This is a genomic window from Stieleria neptunia, from assembly GCF_007754155.1.
Taxonomy (GTDB): domain Bacteria; phylum Planctomycetota; class Planctomycetia; order Pirellulales; family Pirellulaceae; genus Stieleria; species Stieleria neptunia.
In genome coordinates this window covers 9368248-9387507 of the sequence record NZ_CP037423.1, presented here as the reverse complement: position 1 = coordinate 9387507, position 19260 = coordinate 9368248, and the positions used below count along the sequence as shown (strand labels likewise).

3 protein-coding genes are annotated in these 19260 nt (G+C 61.9%); 2 read left to right on the top strand and 1 reads right to left on the bottom strand.

Annotated features, from left to right (window positions below):
• Positions 1-37: 37 nt before the first annotated feature.
• On the bottom strand, positions 38-15781 hold the full coding sequence (locus Enr13x_RS32755) for a GEVED domain-containing protein (RefSeq protein WP_145391090.1): 15744 nt from the start codon (positions 15779-15781) through the stop codon (positions 38-40).
• 465 nt (positions 15782-16246) lie between these two features.
• Between Enr13x_RS32755 and Enr13x_RS32750 the strand changes: the two genes are divergently transcribed.
• The gene (locus Enr13x_RS32750; protein ID WP_145391089.1) at positions 16247-17044 is read left to right on the top strand and encodes a tetratricopeptide repeat protein; all 798 of its coding nucleotides are present in this window, start codon (positions 16247-16249) and stop codon (positions 17042-17044) included.
• Positions 17045-17472: 428 nt separating this feature from the next.
• Positions 17473-19002 (top strand): succinate CoA transferase, encoded by a 1530-nt coding sequence (locus Enr13x_RS32745; protein ID WP_231743919.1) that lies wholly within the window; start codon positions 17473-17475, stop codon positions 19000-19002.
• Positions 19003-19260: the final 258 nt, after the last annotated feature.

The following is a 19260-nucleotide window of genomic DNA, read 5'->3' as shown; positions in this document are numbered from 1 at the left end:
GGTTGGACGTCTTCGGGGGACGAAAAGTTCAACTCAATCAGAGCGAAGCGAAGAAAAGGTCGAGGCCGTTTTCGTCTCCCGAGGTTTCATCGCCCGATTGGATCCGATCGGCAACCAGGTCATCGACGATCGAGTCGAGTTCGATCGAGGCCGGGGAATCGAAGACGCTGGTCTTGCTGGGCTGCTCGGCGACGGTTGCCACTTCGGCGGGCGCGGGTTCCGCGTCGGACTCGGATTTCTCGGGCTGCACGTCGGCGGTGACGCTTTGGTGAATCAGCAGATCGCCCACTGCGGTCGGTCCGCTGGCCAGCACACCGGGTGCGGCGGCCACATAACTCATCGCCGTCGCCTCGCCTTCGCCACCGATTCCGGCGACGATTCGACCGAGTTCGGTGATCACGGCATTGGCGTCCGAGGGGGACAACAGCCCGTCTCCGTTGACGTCGGGGAACTGGGGATTCGTCACCGGGGTGGTTTGCAGATCCACAAATCCGGTGGCGGCGGCGAGGCGGCCGATCGCATTGATGATGTTCAACGCATCCAGCGGGGTGACTTCACCGCTGTTGTTGACGTCATAGCGTCCGACCGGGTTCTGGTACGGATTGGTGGTCACGAAGATGGCGTAATCTTCGACTTCACCGCTGGTCGCGTTTCCGGTCGGTCCAGTCGTCGGCGACTCGCTGATTCGGAATCGGACGTACGTTTGCCCGGTCGCCGCATCGGCGGGGACATCGATCGCGACCGTGGTCAAGACGTTGTTGAAGACCGGGGTCAGGTTCGTGCCCGGCGTTCCGAATCGATGTCGCTCTTGGACTTCGAACTGGCCATCTTGGTCCCAATCGAACCAGGCGTCCACGTAGACCGGATTGTCGCTCAACAGTCCGGCGTCGGTGTTGCGGACGAACAGGCTGATGTTGCTTTCGAATCCGGATTGGAAGGCCGACGGCAGGGTGACGCCATCGTCGCCGGCATCGGCGTTGGGCAATTCGGCATCCGAATCGGCGGTGTTGAGCTGTCCCAGGCTGAGCGTGGGATCGACACGGTGGCGGGGGCCGCCATCGGCCATCGTGCTGGTGTACGGTGCCGGCGCGTCACCGTAATCGAATCCGGTTCCGACAAAGATGGTCAGTTCGGTGCGTCCGTCGGCCTGGTTGCTTTGCAGCAGGTTGCCGACTTGGTCTTGGACCACGACGACGTCGACGGCGCCGAAGCCGGACACTCCGCCGGTGCCCTCCAGGAACACGCGGACGTCGACCAGCGAGGTGCTGATGCCGGCCAGGTTCTCCGCGTCGATCGCGGCTTGGATGATTTTGACGATCTCTTCGGCGGGCTGATCGATCGGGATATTGATCGGAACCGTTGCGGCATCACCGGGCAAGCCGATTTGGGTGGCGCTGGAGTTCGTCAAGTCGATCGAGTAGTTGCTGTCGCCGCCCAGGAAGATCCGTCCGAATCCGGCGTTGGTCGGTGCCAGACCGAGTCCCGAACCGCCGATCGCGATCACCAAAGCGTTGATGACCTGGTCCAGCGTTGCGTTGCTGGCCAGGGGGACCGCCGTGGCGTTGGGATCGTTGAGCAATCCGTTGTTGTCGAATTCAAACACCACTTCGTTGACCGCACCCAGGCGGACGGTGATCGATTGACCATCGACGGCATCGGCGACGGTGCTGTTGTTGATCGGCGGGATTTGGAACCCGAAGCCGGTCGCGGTGCCGATCCGGCCTGCGATTTGGACAAAGCCGCTGGTGCTGGTCGCGGTCGACAACGGGGTGCCGCCGACCAGTTGGACGGTTTCGCCGGAGGCGCGGGCGGTGAAGCTGAGCAGCGTGTCGGCGTTGATCGCCGCGGCCAGGGCGGTGGCGAAGTCGGCGGTATCGCCGGCGGCCGGGATCGTCACGGCGGTCGAAATCGGGCTCGATGCGCCGTTGACGTCCAGCTCGAAGGATCGCGTGACCGAGCCGTCGTAAACCGTCACCGTCAAGCCGTCCGCGGCGGTCGGCGTCAAGCCGGGCAGCAGGTCGATGATGATCCCGGAATCATATTCAAAGACGGTTCGTTGATTCAGTTCGTCGATAACCGTAACGGTTTCGCCGTCGGGATACACGACGCCATCGGCGGCTTGGATGATCGCATCGCTGCTGTCGATCATGCGAATCACGTACGTCGAATCGTCTTCCCAAACACCGGCGATCGGTGTCAGACGAATGATGTTGGTGCTGGGGTTGTAGGCGAATCGATAATCGGTGCCTTCGACCAACGCCACGCCGTCTTTGAGCAGCACCAGGGAACTGGTGGAGATCGATCGATCGTCGATCCCGGTGCCGGGAACAATGTCCGCCGGCGAGATGCCATCGATGAGCTGGATTTCGAACGCTTGCGGGGCGGCGCCGAGCACCGTCACGCGTCCGGCGTCGAGTCCGATTCCGGGGGCCAGCGGCGACAGCAGGGTCACGCGGGGACCTTCCAAATCGCCGCGGTCGAATCCGCCACGATCCTTGAACACGTTCTCGCCCAGTCCGCTCGGGGGCTCCACCGTCGGATCGTCCACGCGGAACTGTCCGTTGACGTCCAATCGCGGCGCGAGCACCGGTGACGGATCGATGCCGATCGCGTTGCGGACGGTCGTCAAACTGAATCGATCGGGCAGCGAGTCAATCGAGCTGTCGATGATACGCGAGCCCGAAGCCGGGGAGAACGAGAAGTTGCCCGGATCGACGAAGACCGATTCGCTGTTTGTCAAAACCTGGGCCAAAGTGCCCAGCGTGACATTCGTTCCGGTGTTGTTCGTGTTCTGATAGTACGAGTTTCCACCAGACACCAAGCCGTCATTGCCACCGGTCAACTCGATGCCGGTTTCCGAGTTGGCGATCACATTGTTGAGCACCGTCGGTGACGAACCGCCGACGATGTTGATCCCGATCCCGCCTGGGGTGAAGGAGTCCACCGGAACCGAACTGATGGCGCCGACGGCATCGATGTCCGCTCCGAGCGCGCTGCCGGTGTCGCCGCCTTGACGCAGATCGGTCAGACGGACGAAGGCGAATCGGTCGTTGGGACCGAATCCGTACCGGTCGATGTCCAATTGGTTGGTCAAGCCACCGACGATGCCGACGTCGACGAAATCGATGCCATCGCGGCTGATCTCGACGAGAACGGATTCGATCTCGCCGGTTTCAAAGACGACCAAATCGTTGGTCGCATCGCCGCTGCCGGTCAGGAAGTTGTCGACGAATTGCAGCGTCAGGGTGCCGCCGAGACCGAGCGAGACGGCAAATTGACCGTCGGCCGGTTCCAGTCCGCGGCCGCTGCCGTCCGGGGCGCCCAACGCGGTGTTGGGCGTCTGGTGGGTCAGCGTCGGAGCGCCGTTGCCCGCGTCGGGGGAGTAATCCACCACGGCGTCGGCAAACGAGATCTGGCCTTGGTCGAACAGGATCCCCGCGAACGTTTCCGAGGGGGCACTGACGCCGGGCGTGATCGTTCCGCCGATGATCGTGTTGTTGACGATCCGTTCAATGGCGACCGGATCCAACGAGGTCTCGTCCAGGGTGTTGTCGATGCCTTGCAGATTGATGCCGCCGACGGTGTTGAAGGCGATGATGTTGCTCTGCACGACGACACCGGGAACCAGATGCTCGGAGTTCAGCTCGATCAGGTTTCTCGGGTAGCGGACGATCGAATCGGTATCGTTGCCCGCGACCGTTGCCGAGAGGTCATGCTGGATGTTGATGCCGTATTCTTCGTTGAACAAGAAACGGCTGTTCTCGATCATGATCACGCCTTGAGCGTCGCGTTCACGGTTGCTGTCGCCACGCAGTTCGGATCGGTCCACCGCGGCGAGTGCACGCGTGGGATCGGACACGACGACGTCACCGACCAGATTGATCCGCGGATCGATTCGGGAGATCTGTTTGATGCCCGGCAGGGCGACCACTTCATTTTCAAATCCGCTGCTGGGGACCGCTTGCACGTCCAACACGCTGCGGACATCCGAGCGATTGATCGCCGCGATCAGCGACTTGGCCACTTCGGTCGCCGTTTGTGGACGGTCCACCCCGGTGTCTTCATCGGGGACGTTCATCGAGAACGGGACTCGCACGCGTCCCGGCGTGACCGTGTTGTCCGAATCGAACTCGAACTCGACGACTGCGCGGCCGTCGGTGATCGTGAACATTTGCCCGTCCACAATGTCGGTCGCGCTTTTGGCGGTGATCGAGATCGCCGAACCCAAGCGGTCGTTGCTGTTGAAGGTGCGGAACTGGGTGGACGTCGCCGATTCGATGTACTCGCTGGCGTCACGGATTTCGACCTGGTAGGAACCGGTGTCCAGGTTGCTGCGCGGGTCATCGGGTTCGGGGAATGCGAAACGCGTGTCGGTCACAAACGCGGTATCCAAGGGCGCGTTGACGCCGCGTGGATCGGTGACCTGTTCCCCGCGTTCGGCCAAACCGATGACGAAGTCGTCCAGGTAGATGCCTTCAAAATCGTTGTCACGCGATCCGTCGACGGGCGAGCCGCCGAATTGGTCGGCGTATCGCTGCGCCGTGTTGGCGAACGGCCCGGCATCGGACACGCTGAACCCGGGCAAGGTGACGATCGCGTTGGAGGTCGGGATGTAGTTGGGGCCGGCCGCACCGACCGCGTCGGGCACGAACCGCTCCAGGATCGCGGATTGAACCGCCACCGCGACTTCGCCGGCCGACATCGCCGCGCGGACGTTGATCAAGTTCGCCCCGCCGGCCGAGGTGTTGCGGACCGTGAACAGCGTGGAACTGGAACTCAAGTCGACCGCTTCACCAAACTCGACCGAGTTGTTGTCGACCACAAAGTCGTACAGATTGAAGGTCGCCGGCGGCGTCGCCGTGACGGCCGCTTCGATCAAGGCGCCGATTTGCGACGGCGTCAGATCGGCAACCGTCGCCGTGCCCGTCAGTCCGGCGGTCAGATCGATCGAGATTTCATTGGGCGCCGAATTGGGATTGTTGGGATCCGACGGCGACGTGTCGACCGTGCGGGTGCCGTCGTTGAGCACGTAGGTTTGGCCATCGAGCACAAACGTCGCGCGGGTATTCGGATCGGCCACGTAGGCGACGGCCACTTGCGACCCCGCCGGGGCGATCAGCGTCGGTGGGAAATTGATGGTGAAGGTTTCACCGCTGACACGAATCGTTTCGCCTTCGACCAGATCGGAGGCGTCGACGGTGCGGATCGAGGTCGATCCGGTATCCAATCGGCCCGCGGTCGCGAACTCGATCCGCAGACTCAAGCCGGCCTGTCCGGCGAACTCGGCCAGCGGCACGCGAGCCTGCCGCCAGGTCGACGTGTTGTCAAAGAGTTGTTGCTTGTCAACATCGATCACGTCGTTGTAGGGGGCAACGGGATCGGGGTCGTCGAATTCGTCGTTCGCACCCGGGATCGCGTTGCGGGCCGTGGTGTTGAGCGCCACGGCGTGCTCGGTCCCGTCGGGCTGGACGACGTAGACCCGCAGTGCGTCGGTGCTTCCGCCGCCGTCGGCTTCGATCAGGTAGTTGAAGTACAGGACCGGGACATCGCTCGGCGAGTAGTTTTCCAACGAGAACGGCTTGCTTTGAACCTGTCCCTTGGCACCGCCGGGGAAGTTGTAGGTGCCGTTGACACTTTGGCCATCAATCCGCGCGGTGTTGGTCGGGTATTCCGCCTGACTGGAGTAGTTGCTTTGGAACGACGTTTCGTAGGTGAACGCCAGCGAGGTGCCGCCGTCGTGCCCGGCGTCACCGCTTCGCGAACCGGTGTAGTGCCAGAGGTTGTAATCCAGGGTGCTGAAATCCAGGCCTTCGGCGTTGGCGATTCCGGTCGAGATGCTCGAACGTCCGCCGGCGAAGTAGGGCAGGAATTCACCGGCCGTGTTGAAGGCGTAGATGTCGCCGTTGCCCGTGATCCCGAACAACACATCGGCGAAGGCGCCGCCGTCGACACTGTTGGGACCGGCGCGAAGGCCGGTGAAGCCGCCGGGGACGCGCAGCAGGTCGGTTGCGGTTTCGACGTAGGTTCCGATTTGGCGGTTGCCGTTGAGGAACTGGTTGCCGCCGCCGGTCAGTTCCGCGTCGGTGACTCGGAACAATCCGCCGGCGTCGGTGACGGCGTACATGTCGTTGCCGACGATTTCGACGCCGGTGATGGTCCCGCCTTGCGGCACGCCGCCGGCGACCAGATTTCCGCTGGCCCCGCCGATGAATCCGCCGCTGATGGTGACGCTGCGGTTTTCCGCGACCGCACTCGCGTTACCGCCCAGAGTGTTGATCGCATCGGCGACCTTTTGAGCGACGTCGGCGGCGGTATCGGAGAGTTCCAGTTGGATCGCCGTGCGACCGACTTGCACGCCGGGGCTGCCGCCGCTGACGAGGGCTTGGGAATTGACGCTGATCGAGGTCGCGCCGGGGACGGAGAACGATTGGCCGACGACGGTGTGGGCGATGCCGTTGGCGGTCAAGACATCGACGATGGCGTTGAGCACCTCGGTCGCACCGAAGGACTCGTCCACCGGGATCGCGATGTTGCCGGCCGCCACGCCGTTGGCGCCGACGATCGACATGCCGGCCCCGTCGAACGTGAAGGTTGCGTTGTCCAAGGCAAGATCGGTGTTCAACACGGTGGTCGTCACGCCGCTCAGGTTGCCCTGGATCGCGAGTGCCAGGTCATTGTTGATTTGACCGGTCGTGCGGGCTTGCCCGCTGGCCAGACGGATCGTGATCGGGATATTTCCCGCCGACGGCGTGTCGCCTTGGTTGACGAACTCAAACGTCGCGCTGACGTTGCTGGCATCGGTCACCGTGAATGTTTGTCCGACGTCCAGTCCGCCGTTGGCCGAGACGCCCGCCAGTCGCAGACGCGGGCCGGCGTCAAATTCAAACACGCTCGATCCGATCGTCATCGTGTCGCCGTCCAGAACCGGCGATCCGGTCACGGCCACGTTGCCGGCGATGTTGAATTCGAAGGACGTCGTCGTGGTGCCGCTGATCAGCGTGAACGTATCACCGTCGAAGAGCTGTTGTTGCAGCAGACCGCTGCCGACCACTTCGACCACGTCGGGAACACCCAACTGAGTCGAAAACGCCGTCGCGGGGGCGGTCGTGTCGATCTGGCCGATTTCGCGTGGGATCGTTCCCGCACCGGAGTTGAACAGGAAACGGTTGAACGAGGGGCCGACCGCCAGACCTGTTTGCGGGCTGAACTCCCACAGCACGTTGTCGCGGTATTCCAATCCCGACGCACCGTTGAACGTCGGGCGGCTGCCGACGAACAAACCGCGTTCGACGTTCTTGTACTCGCGGATCGAGATGGCTTCGACAAAGATCCCTTCGTCGGAAACACCATCCAGAATCTGTTGTGAATTGACCTCGAACAGGATGTCGCCGTAGGTCGTGATGCCCGCCCCGGTGCTGATTTGGTTCAGCGCCGCGGTTCCCGTGTCGATTTGCACATAGAACCAGGTGTTGTCGCTGCGGACCCGGTTGGCGAATCCGGTGTAGGCGAACAGTTCGCCGTTGCTGCGGAACGCCACGTCGTAGATGTCTTCGCTGCCGAAGCTGCCGACCAGACCGTAGTCTTGTCCGGTGAAGGGGTTGACGACGTGCAATCCGGAATTCGTGTTGACGTACAGAACGACGTCGTCGAGCGAGTACGGGACGATCGAGGTTTCGTCGAACAGCACGCGGTCGTTCATGTCGTCTTCGGCAATCCGATCGATCGCATCGATCGGCGCCAATCGGACCAGCGGGTTGTTGCTGGCCGGATTGAAGAACTGATCCAGCGCGATCGGGACTTGCGTCTGATTGGAGATCGCGACGTAGTAGGTGCCTTCGATCAACTCGACGCTGCCCAAGAACGGATCCTGGACTCCGGCACCGCCACGGCTGAGGTCATCGCTGCTGTTGTTGGAGCTGGAGGCCGGCAGGTCATTGGCGACGTTGCTGTCGGTGGCGGTGTAGATCAAATCGCCCAGTGCGTTGAACACGTACAGCGCCATGTCGCTGCGGGCAAAGTTGGACGCGTAGTCCAGGTCGATCACCGTCGACAGATACAGCGGGTCGTCGTCGCGGGTCAGGTTTTCGTATTGGATGTCGAACGAATACCAGTCCACGTCGGTTGCCGAATCGATGACGCCGGCAAAGGATTTGGCCAGTCGATCGCTCTGCAGCGGCCCGGCTTCGATTCCCACATCGGCCGTGGTGCCGTAATAACCCAGTCGCTGTGCTTCGGAGGCGGTTTCGTTGCTGGCCGTCGTCTCGGCGTCTTCGCCGGTCAACGGCGAGTGCAACGGTTGGCCGATGACTTGCACCCCGTTGGTCGCGTAACGGACGTCGGTCAATCGGATCTGCGTGCCGGGGCTTTCGTCGGTTTCGCCCAGGCGGATTTGCATCGAGTAGCGGCCCTGTGTCAGTCCGCCGAGGACGTTTCCGTTGACCAGGGTGTCCAGGTCACTGCCGTCACGCGTGTTGCTGCTCCGGACCCGCACGTGATACTGGTTCAACGTGCCGGATTCACCCGGCAGGCGAATCCGCATGCCGGCGTCTTTGGCGTTGTAGGAATACGTGTCTTGGAGGACCGAATCCAAAACGTCGGTTTCAAAAACGAGACTTCCGATCGCCGGGAAAATCGGGTTGGCGGTCCCAATGATCTCGGGGACTTCCAGGGCCGTGAAGAAGGCGGCGTCGAAACGGACTTCGATGACGAAGTCGCCGGTTTCACCTCGCGAGAGCAACTGCGTGGTGACGAATCCGAGCTCGCTTTGGAAGGCGCCGTTGAGCGCCGCGGCGATCGACCCGGCGGGATTGGCGATGAAGTCCGCCGCGTCGACGTCGACGGTCGTTCCCGGAACACTCGCCAGCCCAAACGTCAGGTTCCCGCTGGTGGCGTTGACGATTTCGTAATCGACCGTGATACGTTGGACCGGAATCCGCTCTTCGTTGACCGTCAACGGTTGGGCGGCATCGCTGTCCAGCCGTGGCGAAACATAAATGCCGGTCGCGACGTCCCGTTCGGCCAGCAGCGAGTCGTTCGAGGAGGCCAGGATGTCGCCGTTGAAATCGATCAGCTCGATCACCGTATCGAGCCCGCTGCTGGTGCGGTCGATGTCCAACCAGACTTCCGTGTTGCTTTCGGCGATGAAGGTGTAAACATCGACGTCATTCCGCGTCGTGATCGCACCGTCGACGATGAATCCGAGTCGTCGGTTTTCGTCGCCCGACTGCTCATCGGGGGCCAGTTCACCCAGGAACTGAGCTTGTCCCGGGAAGGAATTGGTGTCGAACACGGTCGTTCGCACCGGTTCTTGTTCGGCCACCGCGGCGACGTTGCGGTCATTGGCCGCTTCGCGGATCGTGACGCCGTTCCACTGGCCGGCTTGGACCAACGTGCCTGGGGTCTGGACGGTCGTGTCGGAGGCCAGCAGTTCCAAGAAACTGGTCACCCGGGCGCTCGATGCGTTGGAATCGACGACCCAGGAGTGGGCCGTGGTGATGTCGTTGGGGCCGAAGGTTGTGCCGAAGATCGGGTCGTTGCCTTGTGGCAAGTCATTCAGGTCGATCACGCCGGGAATCGAGTAGGTTTGGGTGCCGGCGGTGATTTGGGCCAACAGTTCGGAGTATTGGTCGGCCGCCCAGCCTTCGTAGGTGGCGCCCAACTGATTGACGCCGTCGTTGGTGTAGAAGCCGGCGTGGGAGAAACCGATCCGCAGCGGACCATCGATGGTGTAGACTCGGAAATCCGCTTGACCGGGCGTCCCCACGGTGTACAGCAAATCGTCCGAAATCCCTTGCACGTCCTCGTCCAAGTAGCTGACCACTCGGATGTCACCCAGTGTTGAGCTCGATTGCAGGTCCAGCGTGGAGAACAACGTCGGCAGTCCGTTGATGAAGTAGCTGGTCGCGATCCAGTTGACGTCTCCATTGGGACCGGTGTAGGTGCCGCGGCTTTCCACTCGGTCATCCGCGATCAGGGTCGCGGCTTGAGTGATCGTCGTCGCACCGAGGGCGGTGGTGTTGCCGCCGCTGGTCAGGAAGGTGCTGTACTGAAAGACGAAGTCTTGGTTGAGCAACTGTTGGGCGGTCGGCGTTTCGACGGTGGTGGCACTGGTCAGCACTTCGTTGGCGTCACCGATCGTCGCGGTGAACGACCCGGTGATGGTCGCCGCGACGTCGTTGTCGATCGTGTTGCCCAAGTTGACTTCGGGGCCGGTCGGCAGCGTTCCGACGAATTGGCCGCCCGTGCCGGTGTCGGTGTCATCGTCGTCCCCGGTGATGACGCCGCTGATCACGCCGTCGTTGTCGGTGTCGACTTGTGCGAAGCCGTCGATGGTGAATCCGGCGCCGGAGAAATCATCGGATAGCGCGGTCATGATCACGGGGAAATCGGGGTGGCCGATCAATTGCAACGACCCGCCGATGCGATCGGCGATGTCGGTGAATTCATCCGCCGCGGTGAGCAGTGATCCGCCGACCACGATCCCGGCCGGGTTCGTGTCTTCTTCGCCCTCCTGGGTCTGCAACTTGACGACCAGCGATCCGCGGGCATCGCTGATCAGCCGCAAACCGCCATAGATGTGTTGGTTGGGGATCTCGATCATGTCGGTGACGACGTGCACGATGTCGACGTCATCCCACACCCCTTCGGTGACCAGTTCGCCGCCGCGCACGGCCAGGCCGTTGATCGCGTTGCGTGTGATCGAGTTGTCTTCGATCAGCGGCCCGCTGTTGCCGATGACGTCAAACTTTTCGATCGAACCGGTCGATCGCCCGCCGTCAAAGACCTCTTGCGAGTTGAGCGAGTTGATGTCGATCGAGATCGCCGCGGCTTCGTTGTCGATGAAGTCGTTGTCGACGATGATCGGGGTTGCCGCACGCACGAACACGGCGCCCGATGCGTTGTCGCTGCGTCCCACGCGGGTACCGTTCAGCGAGCCGCGGCCGTCGGCGCTCTGCTCGATGCGGCTGTTGGTCAGACGCAACTCGCCCTGATGGACTTCGATCGCGTTGAAGGATGCAAAGCCGCCTTCGATCCGGGTCGTTCCGCCGCCGCCGGCGATCACGGCATTGTCGATGCTGGCCGAAGAGCCATGGCCGATGTACAGTCCGCCCCAATCGCCGGGCGCAATTTCAGCGGCGTTGCCGCGGTCGTTGGTGTCAAAGGTGCCGCCGGCGCCGTACCGCTGGTCTTCCAAGCTGGTGATCACCACGGGGTTGCCGGAGGTGCCTTCGACAATCAGGTTGGCGCCAAAACGGGCCTCGATTCGCGCCGAGTCGATTTTCACGACGGTCGACGGATCGATCACCAAACTGGCGTCCAGGCGGCTGCGCAGCGGGCTGGCGGTGAGCTGCATTTCCGCGCCACCGTCGGCCAACCGGTCGGTGAACGACGTGCTGCTGGCGTTGAGCTCGGCGACCAGTTCGAACGGGCCGGGGACGCCGCCCACGACGGTCGCACGGTACAGGCGTCGGGCGACGGTCGCGCTGCCGGGTTCGACCGTCGGCAGCTGTTGCAAAAGGATGCCGCCGGTGCCGGTCGTCGTGATCGACACCGTCGCGTCGCTGGCGGCCGACTCCAAATTGGCGTCGGTGACGTTGGTCAATCGGTAAACGTAGGTGCCCGCCGGGACGGCACCATCGGTCGGCCGGGCCGACAATCGGACCAGAAACGATGAGGGGGCATCGGACTGCAAGATCGGACCGCCCGGGGTGCCGGCGACCACCAGGTTTTCGGTCAGCACGTGCGTGATGTCGCTGTCGTCAAAACGCGTGCTGGTGGTGACCGATTCGAGGGTCGAACCGCTTCGCGTTTGCAGTCGAACGAACAAGCCGTTGATGCTGTTGTCGATCACGGTGTTGCCGTGGATCTCCGGTCCGACACGGGTGTAGTCGGGAGTGAAGTGTCCGGATTGCTGATACTTCGGGTCGGTGAACCGATCTTCGCGGAACGTGTCCGGGGTCGCAGCGATCGCCGCGTCGGCGCTATTGCTGATCGTCGAGTTGATAATCGTCGGTCGCGTGATCGCCATGTCGATCGGCGAGACGACGACATTGCGGCCACCGATCGGCACGGCGCTGCCGCCGTATCGAATGTCCGCATATTGGATATGGTTGTTGAAGATGCCTTGGTCTTCCGGATTGACCCGCAACTCGTCGGCGGTGTCGAGATCACCGCGGAAATCGATGCCGCCCCAATCGCCGGGTTTGGCCGCCGGCAACACGCCGATCTGGTTGCCGGTACCGATCGAATCATCGTTGACGCTGGTGAAAAAGACGCTGCCCGGGACGATCCCGCCGGACTCATCGCGGGCCGGCAAACCCGTGGCGGTGACCAGCGTCGGCGTGCCGAGCACTTGCAGGTTGGCACCGCTCAAATCGATCGTCGGCGCGATGCTGCCGACGCCCAGACGCGTGTTGCTGAACTTCAGGATCGCGCCGGCATCGACCATCATTTGGACGCCCGCGGGAAGGGTCAATCCGGCGCCGTCTTCCAGCGGCAAGCCGTTGTTGTTGACGCCGATGTTGTAGCTGAAGTTGTCGCCCGCGGTGTGCACCAATCCGTCACGACCACCGTTGCCGAGCACGCGGATGGTCAGGTCCAATTCGGACAGGTAGCGGGTGATCGAGTCGGCCCGCTGGATGTCGTTCAGATTGCCCGACAGTCGCAACTGATTCAGTTCGGTCAGGGTGCCGTTGAAGGCCTTTTGTTTGAGGATGGACATTCGATTGGCGTCGGCAAGCGCCAGGTCGATTTCATCGTAAGCGTTGTTGACATAGCCGATCGTCCGCGTCTGGAAGGCTTCGATGAAGGCCAGGTCACCCAGGCCCGACGGCAGGAACCCGCCGGCCTGACGCAGCGTCACGTTGCCCTTGTCGACGTAAAGTGTCTCGGAGGGATCGGACGGTTTGAACCAGTAGTTGAACGTTCCGCCCGGTGTTCCGTCGGCGTCGCCGTCGAGCGGGATGCCGGTGCCGTCGACCATCGTGCTGACCGCCGACGGTGTGAAATCCACGCGCAGCTCGTAGCTGCCTTGGCTGAGACCGCCAAAGCCGGTGCCCGGAATCACGGGATCGTAGGTGTCATTGCCCTTGGCGCTGACACCGATCATGTAGTTGCCGGGGTTCACGTTGTCGATTCGGATCAACGAATCGTTGCTGAAGTAGTCGTCATTCTGCGCGATCTCGACGAACTGCCCGTTGGCGTCTTCGACGTACAGGCGAAGCTGGGTGTCCAACAGGCTCGGGGTGCCCAGCCGTTCGGCGATGGTTTCGATCGCGATCGATCCGGTCTGGTCGACCTGGAAGCGATACATGTCGATGTCGGTGCTGTCCGGCCGATACAGATACTGGCCGTGGACGATGTCCGCGTAACTGGGATAGGCCGGCTCGTTGTCGGTCCCCGGTTGAAAAATGAAATCGGTGCTTTGCGTGACCGGTTGCGGCAGGTCATCGGCATAGCCGTAGCCGAGCAATTGGCCGACGCCGAACATCGCCCCGCGGAAGAACTCGCCGCCGAATTGATCATCGATCGACTCGTCGAAGTCTTGGAAGTCCATCACGACCAAGTCATCGACGCCGTCGCCGTCGCGATCACGCGTGACCACGGCCAAACCGCCTTGGGCGCTCGCCTCGCGTTCATCTCCCCCGTACAAGTCGCCGACGACGATTGAAAAACCACCGATGTCGGCGGGGTCGCGATCGGAAACTTCGACGAACGCGACACCCAAGTACTCGCTGAACAGCGACATCACTTCGCGAACACGCTGTTTCTGTTCTTCGCTGATGATGTTGAAATAATTGGTGTCCGCGGTGATCCCGGGACGATTGGGATCATCGCCCAACCAACTGGCGACGAAGTCGTATTCGATCGTCGTGATCCCATCGACCGTGTCGGCGAATTGACGGACGTAATCCAACGGCACGACGCGATCGAGCCGTGACGGGTCTTCCGACCGGATGTCTCGCGTGCCCGGGACGTCGGGGCCGGGAAGATCCAATTCGAACGGCGTCTCGTTGCGGATCTCGCTGACCAGCGTCGCCGAACGGGTCGTCGTCGCTCCGCTCAAACTCCACGTCGTGTTCAAATCGTACGCGGTCAGGAAACTGTCGCCGGCACCGTCGGGGGCGTCCGGCGTGCCGACCGGCAAGGCGATCTCCTGCGGCTCGATCGGCAAATCTTCCGCCGTCCCGATTCGCAGCCGCGCGTTTCCGGTCAGCAGTTGTCCGGGGTTGTCCGGATCGGGGATGCGGGACAGGGCCCGCTTGTAATCCAGCGTGGCGATGTTCGTGATGTTGCTGTAGGTCACGCTGCCCGGATCAAGCCGAACGATCACGTCGTCGGTGTTGTCGACCGTGTCTCGGGTGAAGATCAGCTGATAGAAATCGGGGTTGGTGGCCGCCGACTGCAACAGATCGTCGTCGTTGAAGTGGACTTCGATCTTGCCGGATTCGGTGCTCAGCGTTCCGTTGGGTTGGCGACGGACCGGTTCGGGGACGACCGCGACCACCTGGGGGCCCAAGTTGATGTTGAACACCCGTGTCAAATCGGTGCCGTCTTGGAACGCTTCGCCGTCTTCGCCACGCAGCGCGAATGTTCCGCTGCCCAACACGTCGATTTGGTAGATGTCGTCCGGCAGCGGTTCGGAAAATCGAAAGATCACCTCGCGCGAGGAATCGCCCAGCCCGACAAAGCCGGGCTCGACCACCACGTCGCTGACACCACTCAAGTTGATCGGTGAATAGTTGACCGTTCGCTGTCCGATCGGGGTCGCCCCGTTGCCTTCCTGAATGGTCGCCTGGACCAGGGCCGAGGCTTGCGGGTTGGAATTGAGCGCGGTGACAAACTCGTCGGCCGTCGTCGGGTCAGCGGCGAAGCTGTTGACCTGGACGCGAATCGTTTGGTCGCTGACGACGACGACCGGATTGGCCGGGCCGCCGAAGTTCCGCTGTTCGACGACCAGGTTGGTGCCGCGGCCGTCCAGACCGGGAAGCTGCGAAATCAATCGCACACGGACCGCGCCGTTGGTCCCAAAGTCGGTCACCGCTTGCGCGGCGTTGGCCCCGTCGAGCACCAGCGTTTTGTCTTGCACGCTGGCGGACGAAGCGATGCGTTGCCCCGATGGACCGCTGATCTGGATCGCTTCGATCAGATCGCCGGCCAGTTCCGGGTCACTGGTGCTGGTTCTCAGATTACCGTTGATCGCCGAAACCAAATCACGTGCCAGCGTCCGCTGCAACGGGTTGGTGTTGATGTCGATCGTGATCGTGCGTCCGTCGGTCGTGATGATCGGAGCCGACGTGTCGACCCGATTGGTCTCGGTAAACTCCACCGTGATGCCGTTGCCCAGGCTGCCCGATTGACGGGCGCGGAATTCAAACAACGCCGTCCCGCCGGTCCCCAAGTCGCTCGTCACCGACGCCGATTCAAACGTCCGATCCTCGCCCGCTCGCGTGATCCGAATCGCATCCAACGTGCTCTCGTCGATCCGCGTGTTGTCGTCGAATCGGAACACCAATTCCTTGGGCGAAAAATTCAACGTGTCGCCGTTGAACAACAAATCGCCCTCGTTGGGCTGGATCCCGATCAGCTCGGGGCCGGCCAACAATTGGCGCGTCTCCAAGCTCTCCATGAGCGACCGGCGTTTCTCGTCACGGCGCTTCACGCTGCGGCGGTTGCGGCCGGCACGCGGAGTGGCGGCCGGCGGCGTCGTACCATCGGAGTGCAACCCGGAGTTGCGGCTGAGATGTGTGCGAAGGGAATGCGATGGTTTGCGGAAGGTCATCCAGAGGCCTCGTCATTATGCCCGGGTTGCGGGCAGTCAGTCTGTTGGGGCAGCACTTGTGGGGTTGAGTCCGGCAACAACACTTCGGTTGTCGGAGTTGACCCGTCTTAGGTCAAAAGTTGCAAAATCGATAAGCTAGGGGATCTGCGCTGTTGCGCGGCGGTACCTGGCACGAAGTGTAATTAGGTCGTGTGGAACCGCAATGAAAAAGGCGTTTTTCACGGGGTTTGGGCTGTCTCCCATGATTGGTACGACCGTCCTAATCCGTGCAGATTGGCATTGCGAGCTCACGCGTGCCCCGTTCGACGTGGTTTGCGGCACGAAAGTTCCTCTCTTGCGTGGTTTCGGCGCGTGTTGATAGGGTTCCCCTGCACAATGCGACGCTCTTCGGACCGCGATGCCTCCGGCGGGTCTGAGTAGATCCCCCCTGAAGGTGCGGTCGTAACATGTCAGGATGGCAGTTAAATGACTTTTCAATCTGAACAGAAAGCCACCCATCAAGGCGGCGGCTCCTGCTCCGGATGTCGATTTTTCACCCGTCGGCGCGCAGCGATTCTTTTGCTGGCGCTGTTGCCAGTCCTTTCATCGGCCGGATGCAGCTGGACCGCGAGTGGAAAAAACGTCTTGGGTGCCCAGCTTCACCAGCAGGGGCAGTACACCGCGGCGCTGCAGCAATTTCAGCAGGTGGTGGCGGAGGATCCGAGCAATCCAGACGGTTATTACAACTTGGCCGCCACGACGCATCGGCTGGCCAGCCAGCGGAATGACGAGACGTTGTTTCGCAATGCCGAAGCGCTTTACAACCAATGTCTCGATCACGACCCCAACCATATTGAGTGCCATCGAGGGTTGGCCGTGCTGCTGATGGACACCGGCCGTCCGGACCGTGCGTTCGCGTTGGTCAAAAATTGGGCGTCCAATCATCCGACGGCGTCGGAACCGCGGGTGGAATTGGCGCGGTTGTACGAGGAGGCCGGCGAGTCTCAGACGGCACTGAAGTATCTGGAAGACGCGGTTCAGCTGGACGCCAATAACTCCCGAGCCTGGTTGGCGCTGGCGCGGTTGCGGGAAACCGATGGCGATCTGCCCCAGGCGCTGCAGAATTACCAGCGGGCCTTGGCGCTCAACAACACCCAACCGATGATCGCCGAACGCGTCGCGGCGCTCAGCCGCCAAATCAACTCCAATTTGGACGCCGCCCGCACCAACGCGAACAGCCAGATCGCCACCCCGCTGCCTTATCCGACCACCTCGCGGTACTAGGGCGTCCGCCGGACGTTCTGCCGATCAACGTCTGAAACGTCGCCAGGGTTCCGATCCCCAAGTGGGCGGATTCAGCGCACCGGCCCCGACGTCCGGACTCGGCAACTTGGCGGGTGGGTCAAAAAATGGGTGGCTGAGAGGGAGGCCCCCTGTCGGCGATCGGTAACGTCGGCGTCTTCTGCTCTTACGTCGCGGGTGCTTAGCGGCACATTCCGAACCCTCGCGCCGCCCAATTGGATTGAAACCCGCGGGCGACCGATCTATTGAATCTCCGTGGCCTAGCTTTTTAAGCACCGTGAGCGCCGCGTGATGAGAACGGCGTGGGTGAGTTTTCGGGCTTGATCGAAGGCATCCTTGATTGAAGGCATCCCTGGATTCCGTTCGAGTCTGCCGATTTCCAACACAATGCGGAACTGGGGGCTGATTCAGTGGACTACGAAGGTTTTCCCGTCCTGGAGGCTGACGAGGTGGCCGGCCTGATCCCCGACGGGGCGATGGTGGCATTCAGCGGTTTCACTCCGGCGGGGGCGGCCAAAGCCGTGCCGGAGGCGCTGGCCCGTCGCGCGCGACAGGACCACTCCGCCGGGCTGCCGTATGCGCTGCGAGTGCTGACGGGGGCTTCGACCGGCCGCAGTCTTGACGAAACGCTCGCCCAGGCCGAGGCGATCCGCTGGCGCGCGCCCTATCAATCTTCACGCACGCTTCGCGACCAAATCAATCGGGGCGACGTGGACTTCGTCGACATGCACCTGTCGGACGTTCCCCAGTTCACCCTGTTCGGTTTTTTCGGAAAGATCGATTTTGCGGTGATCGAAGCGTCCGAGATCACCGCCGACGGACGCGTCTATCTGACCAATTCCATCGGTGCCTCCCCCGCGTTTTTGCATTCCGCCGAACACGTCATCATCGAACTCAATCGCGGGCAGTCTCGGCGGATCGCGGAGATGTCCGATATCGTCATCCCCAAGACCCCCCCGTATCGCCCCGCCATCGATCTGGATCATCCCCTGCAGCGGATCGGCAAACCCTACGCACGCGTCGACCCCGACAAAGTGATCGGGATCGTCGAAACGAACGAGCCGGATGAAGCGACGGCTTTTACCGAAGCCAATGACGTCAACAAGGCCATCGCCCGTCATGTCGCCGAATTCTTTGCCGCTGAAATCGCTTGCGGCCGGATCCCCCGCGAATTCCTGCCGATTCAAAGCGGGGTGGGAAACGTTGCCAACGCCGTTCTGGAAGCGATCGGCGAGCACCCGGATCTGCCCGATTTCACCATGTACACGGAAGTCCTGCAGTCCTCGGCGTTCGAATTGATGTTGCAAGGTCGGCTGAAAGGGGCCAGCACCTGTGCGTTGGTGCTCTCGCCGAAACAGATGCAACAGCTCGACGAGCAGCACGACTTTTTCTCCTCGCGGCTGGTGCTCCGCCCGCAAGACATTTCCAACAATCCCGCGGCGGTGCGACAGCTCGGGATCATTTCGATGAACACCGCGCTGGAAGTCGATATCTTTGCGCACGTCAATTCAACCCATGTCTGCGGCAAGCGGATCATGAACGGAATCGGCGGCAGTGGCGACTTCACGCGCAATGCGTACACGTCGATCTTCATGTGCCCGTCGGTCGCCAAGGGCGGAAGCATTTCGGCGATCGTCCCGATGTGCACCCACATCGACCACAGCGAACACTCCGTTCAAGTGATCGTCACCGAGCAGGGGCTGGCCGACCTGCGTGGTCTGGCTCCGAAACAACGCGCCTTGAAGATCATCGAACGTTGTGCCCATCCCGACTATCGCGATTATCTGTATCGCTATTTGTGCGATTCGGGGGCCAGCCATATTCAGCATGATCTGACACGCTGTTTCAAGCTGCACCAGAATTTTCTGCAATACGGTTCGATGCTTCACGAAGACGGGCCCGCGTCGGAAATCGACCGGATCTTTTCGGCCTCATTCTGAATGTTGCCCCGCAGGTGGCATTGGAAAGGGGCAAGGGCGTGCCGACGCGTCCCACCGCGATTCATTGACGCTCAAGCTGGTCGCTGCGGGGGCTGGTCAAAAAATGGGCTGGTCAAAAAATGGGGGCAGAGCGGCCACGGCCTGAGCGGGGCCAATCGAATCTGCGGCGCCGCGGCAGACGTTTCGCTGACTGACCTTGCTCTCATTTTTTGACCCCTCCATTTTTTGACCCTTTTTCGGCTCAGACCCCACCAAAAC

Excerpts from the sequence above, each read along its gene's own strand:
- Enr13x_RS32755 (WP_145391090.1), bottom strand. The coding sequence starts at position 15,781 with ATGACCTTCCGCAAACCATCGCATTCCCTTCGCACACATCTCAGCCGC.
- Enr13x_RS32750 (WP_145391089.1), top strand. The coding sequence starts at position 16,247 with ATGACTTTTCAATCTGAACAGAAAGCCACCCATCAAGGCGGCGGCTCC.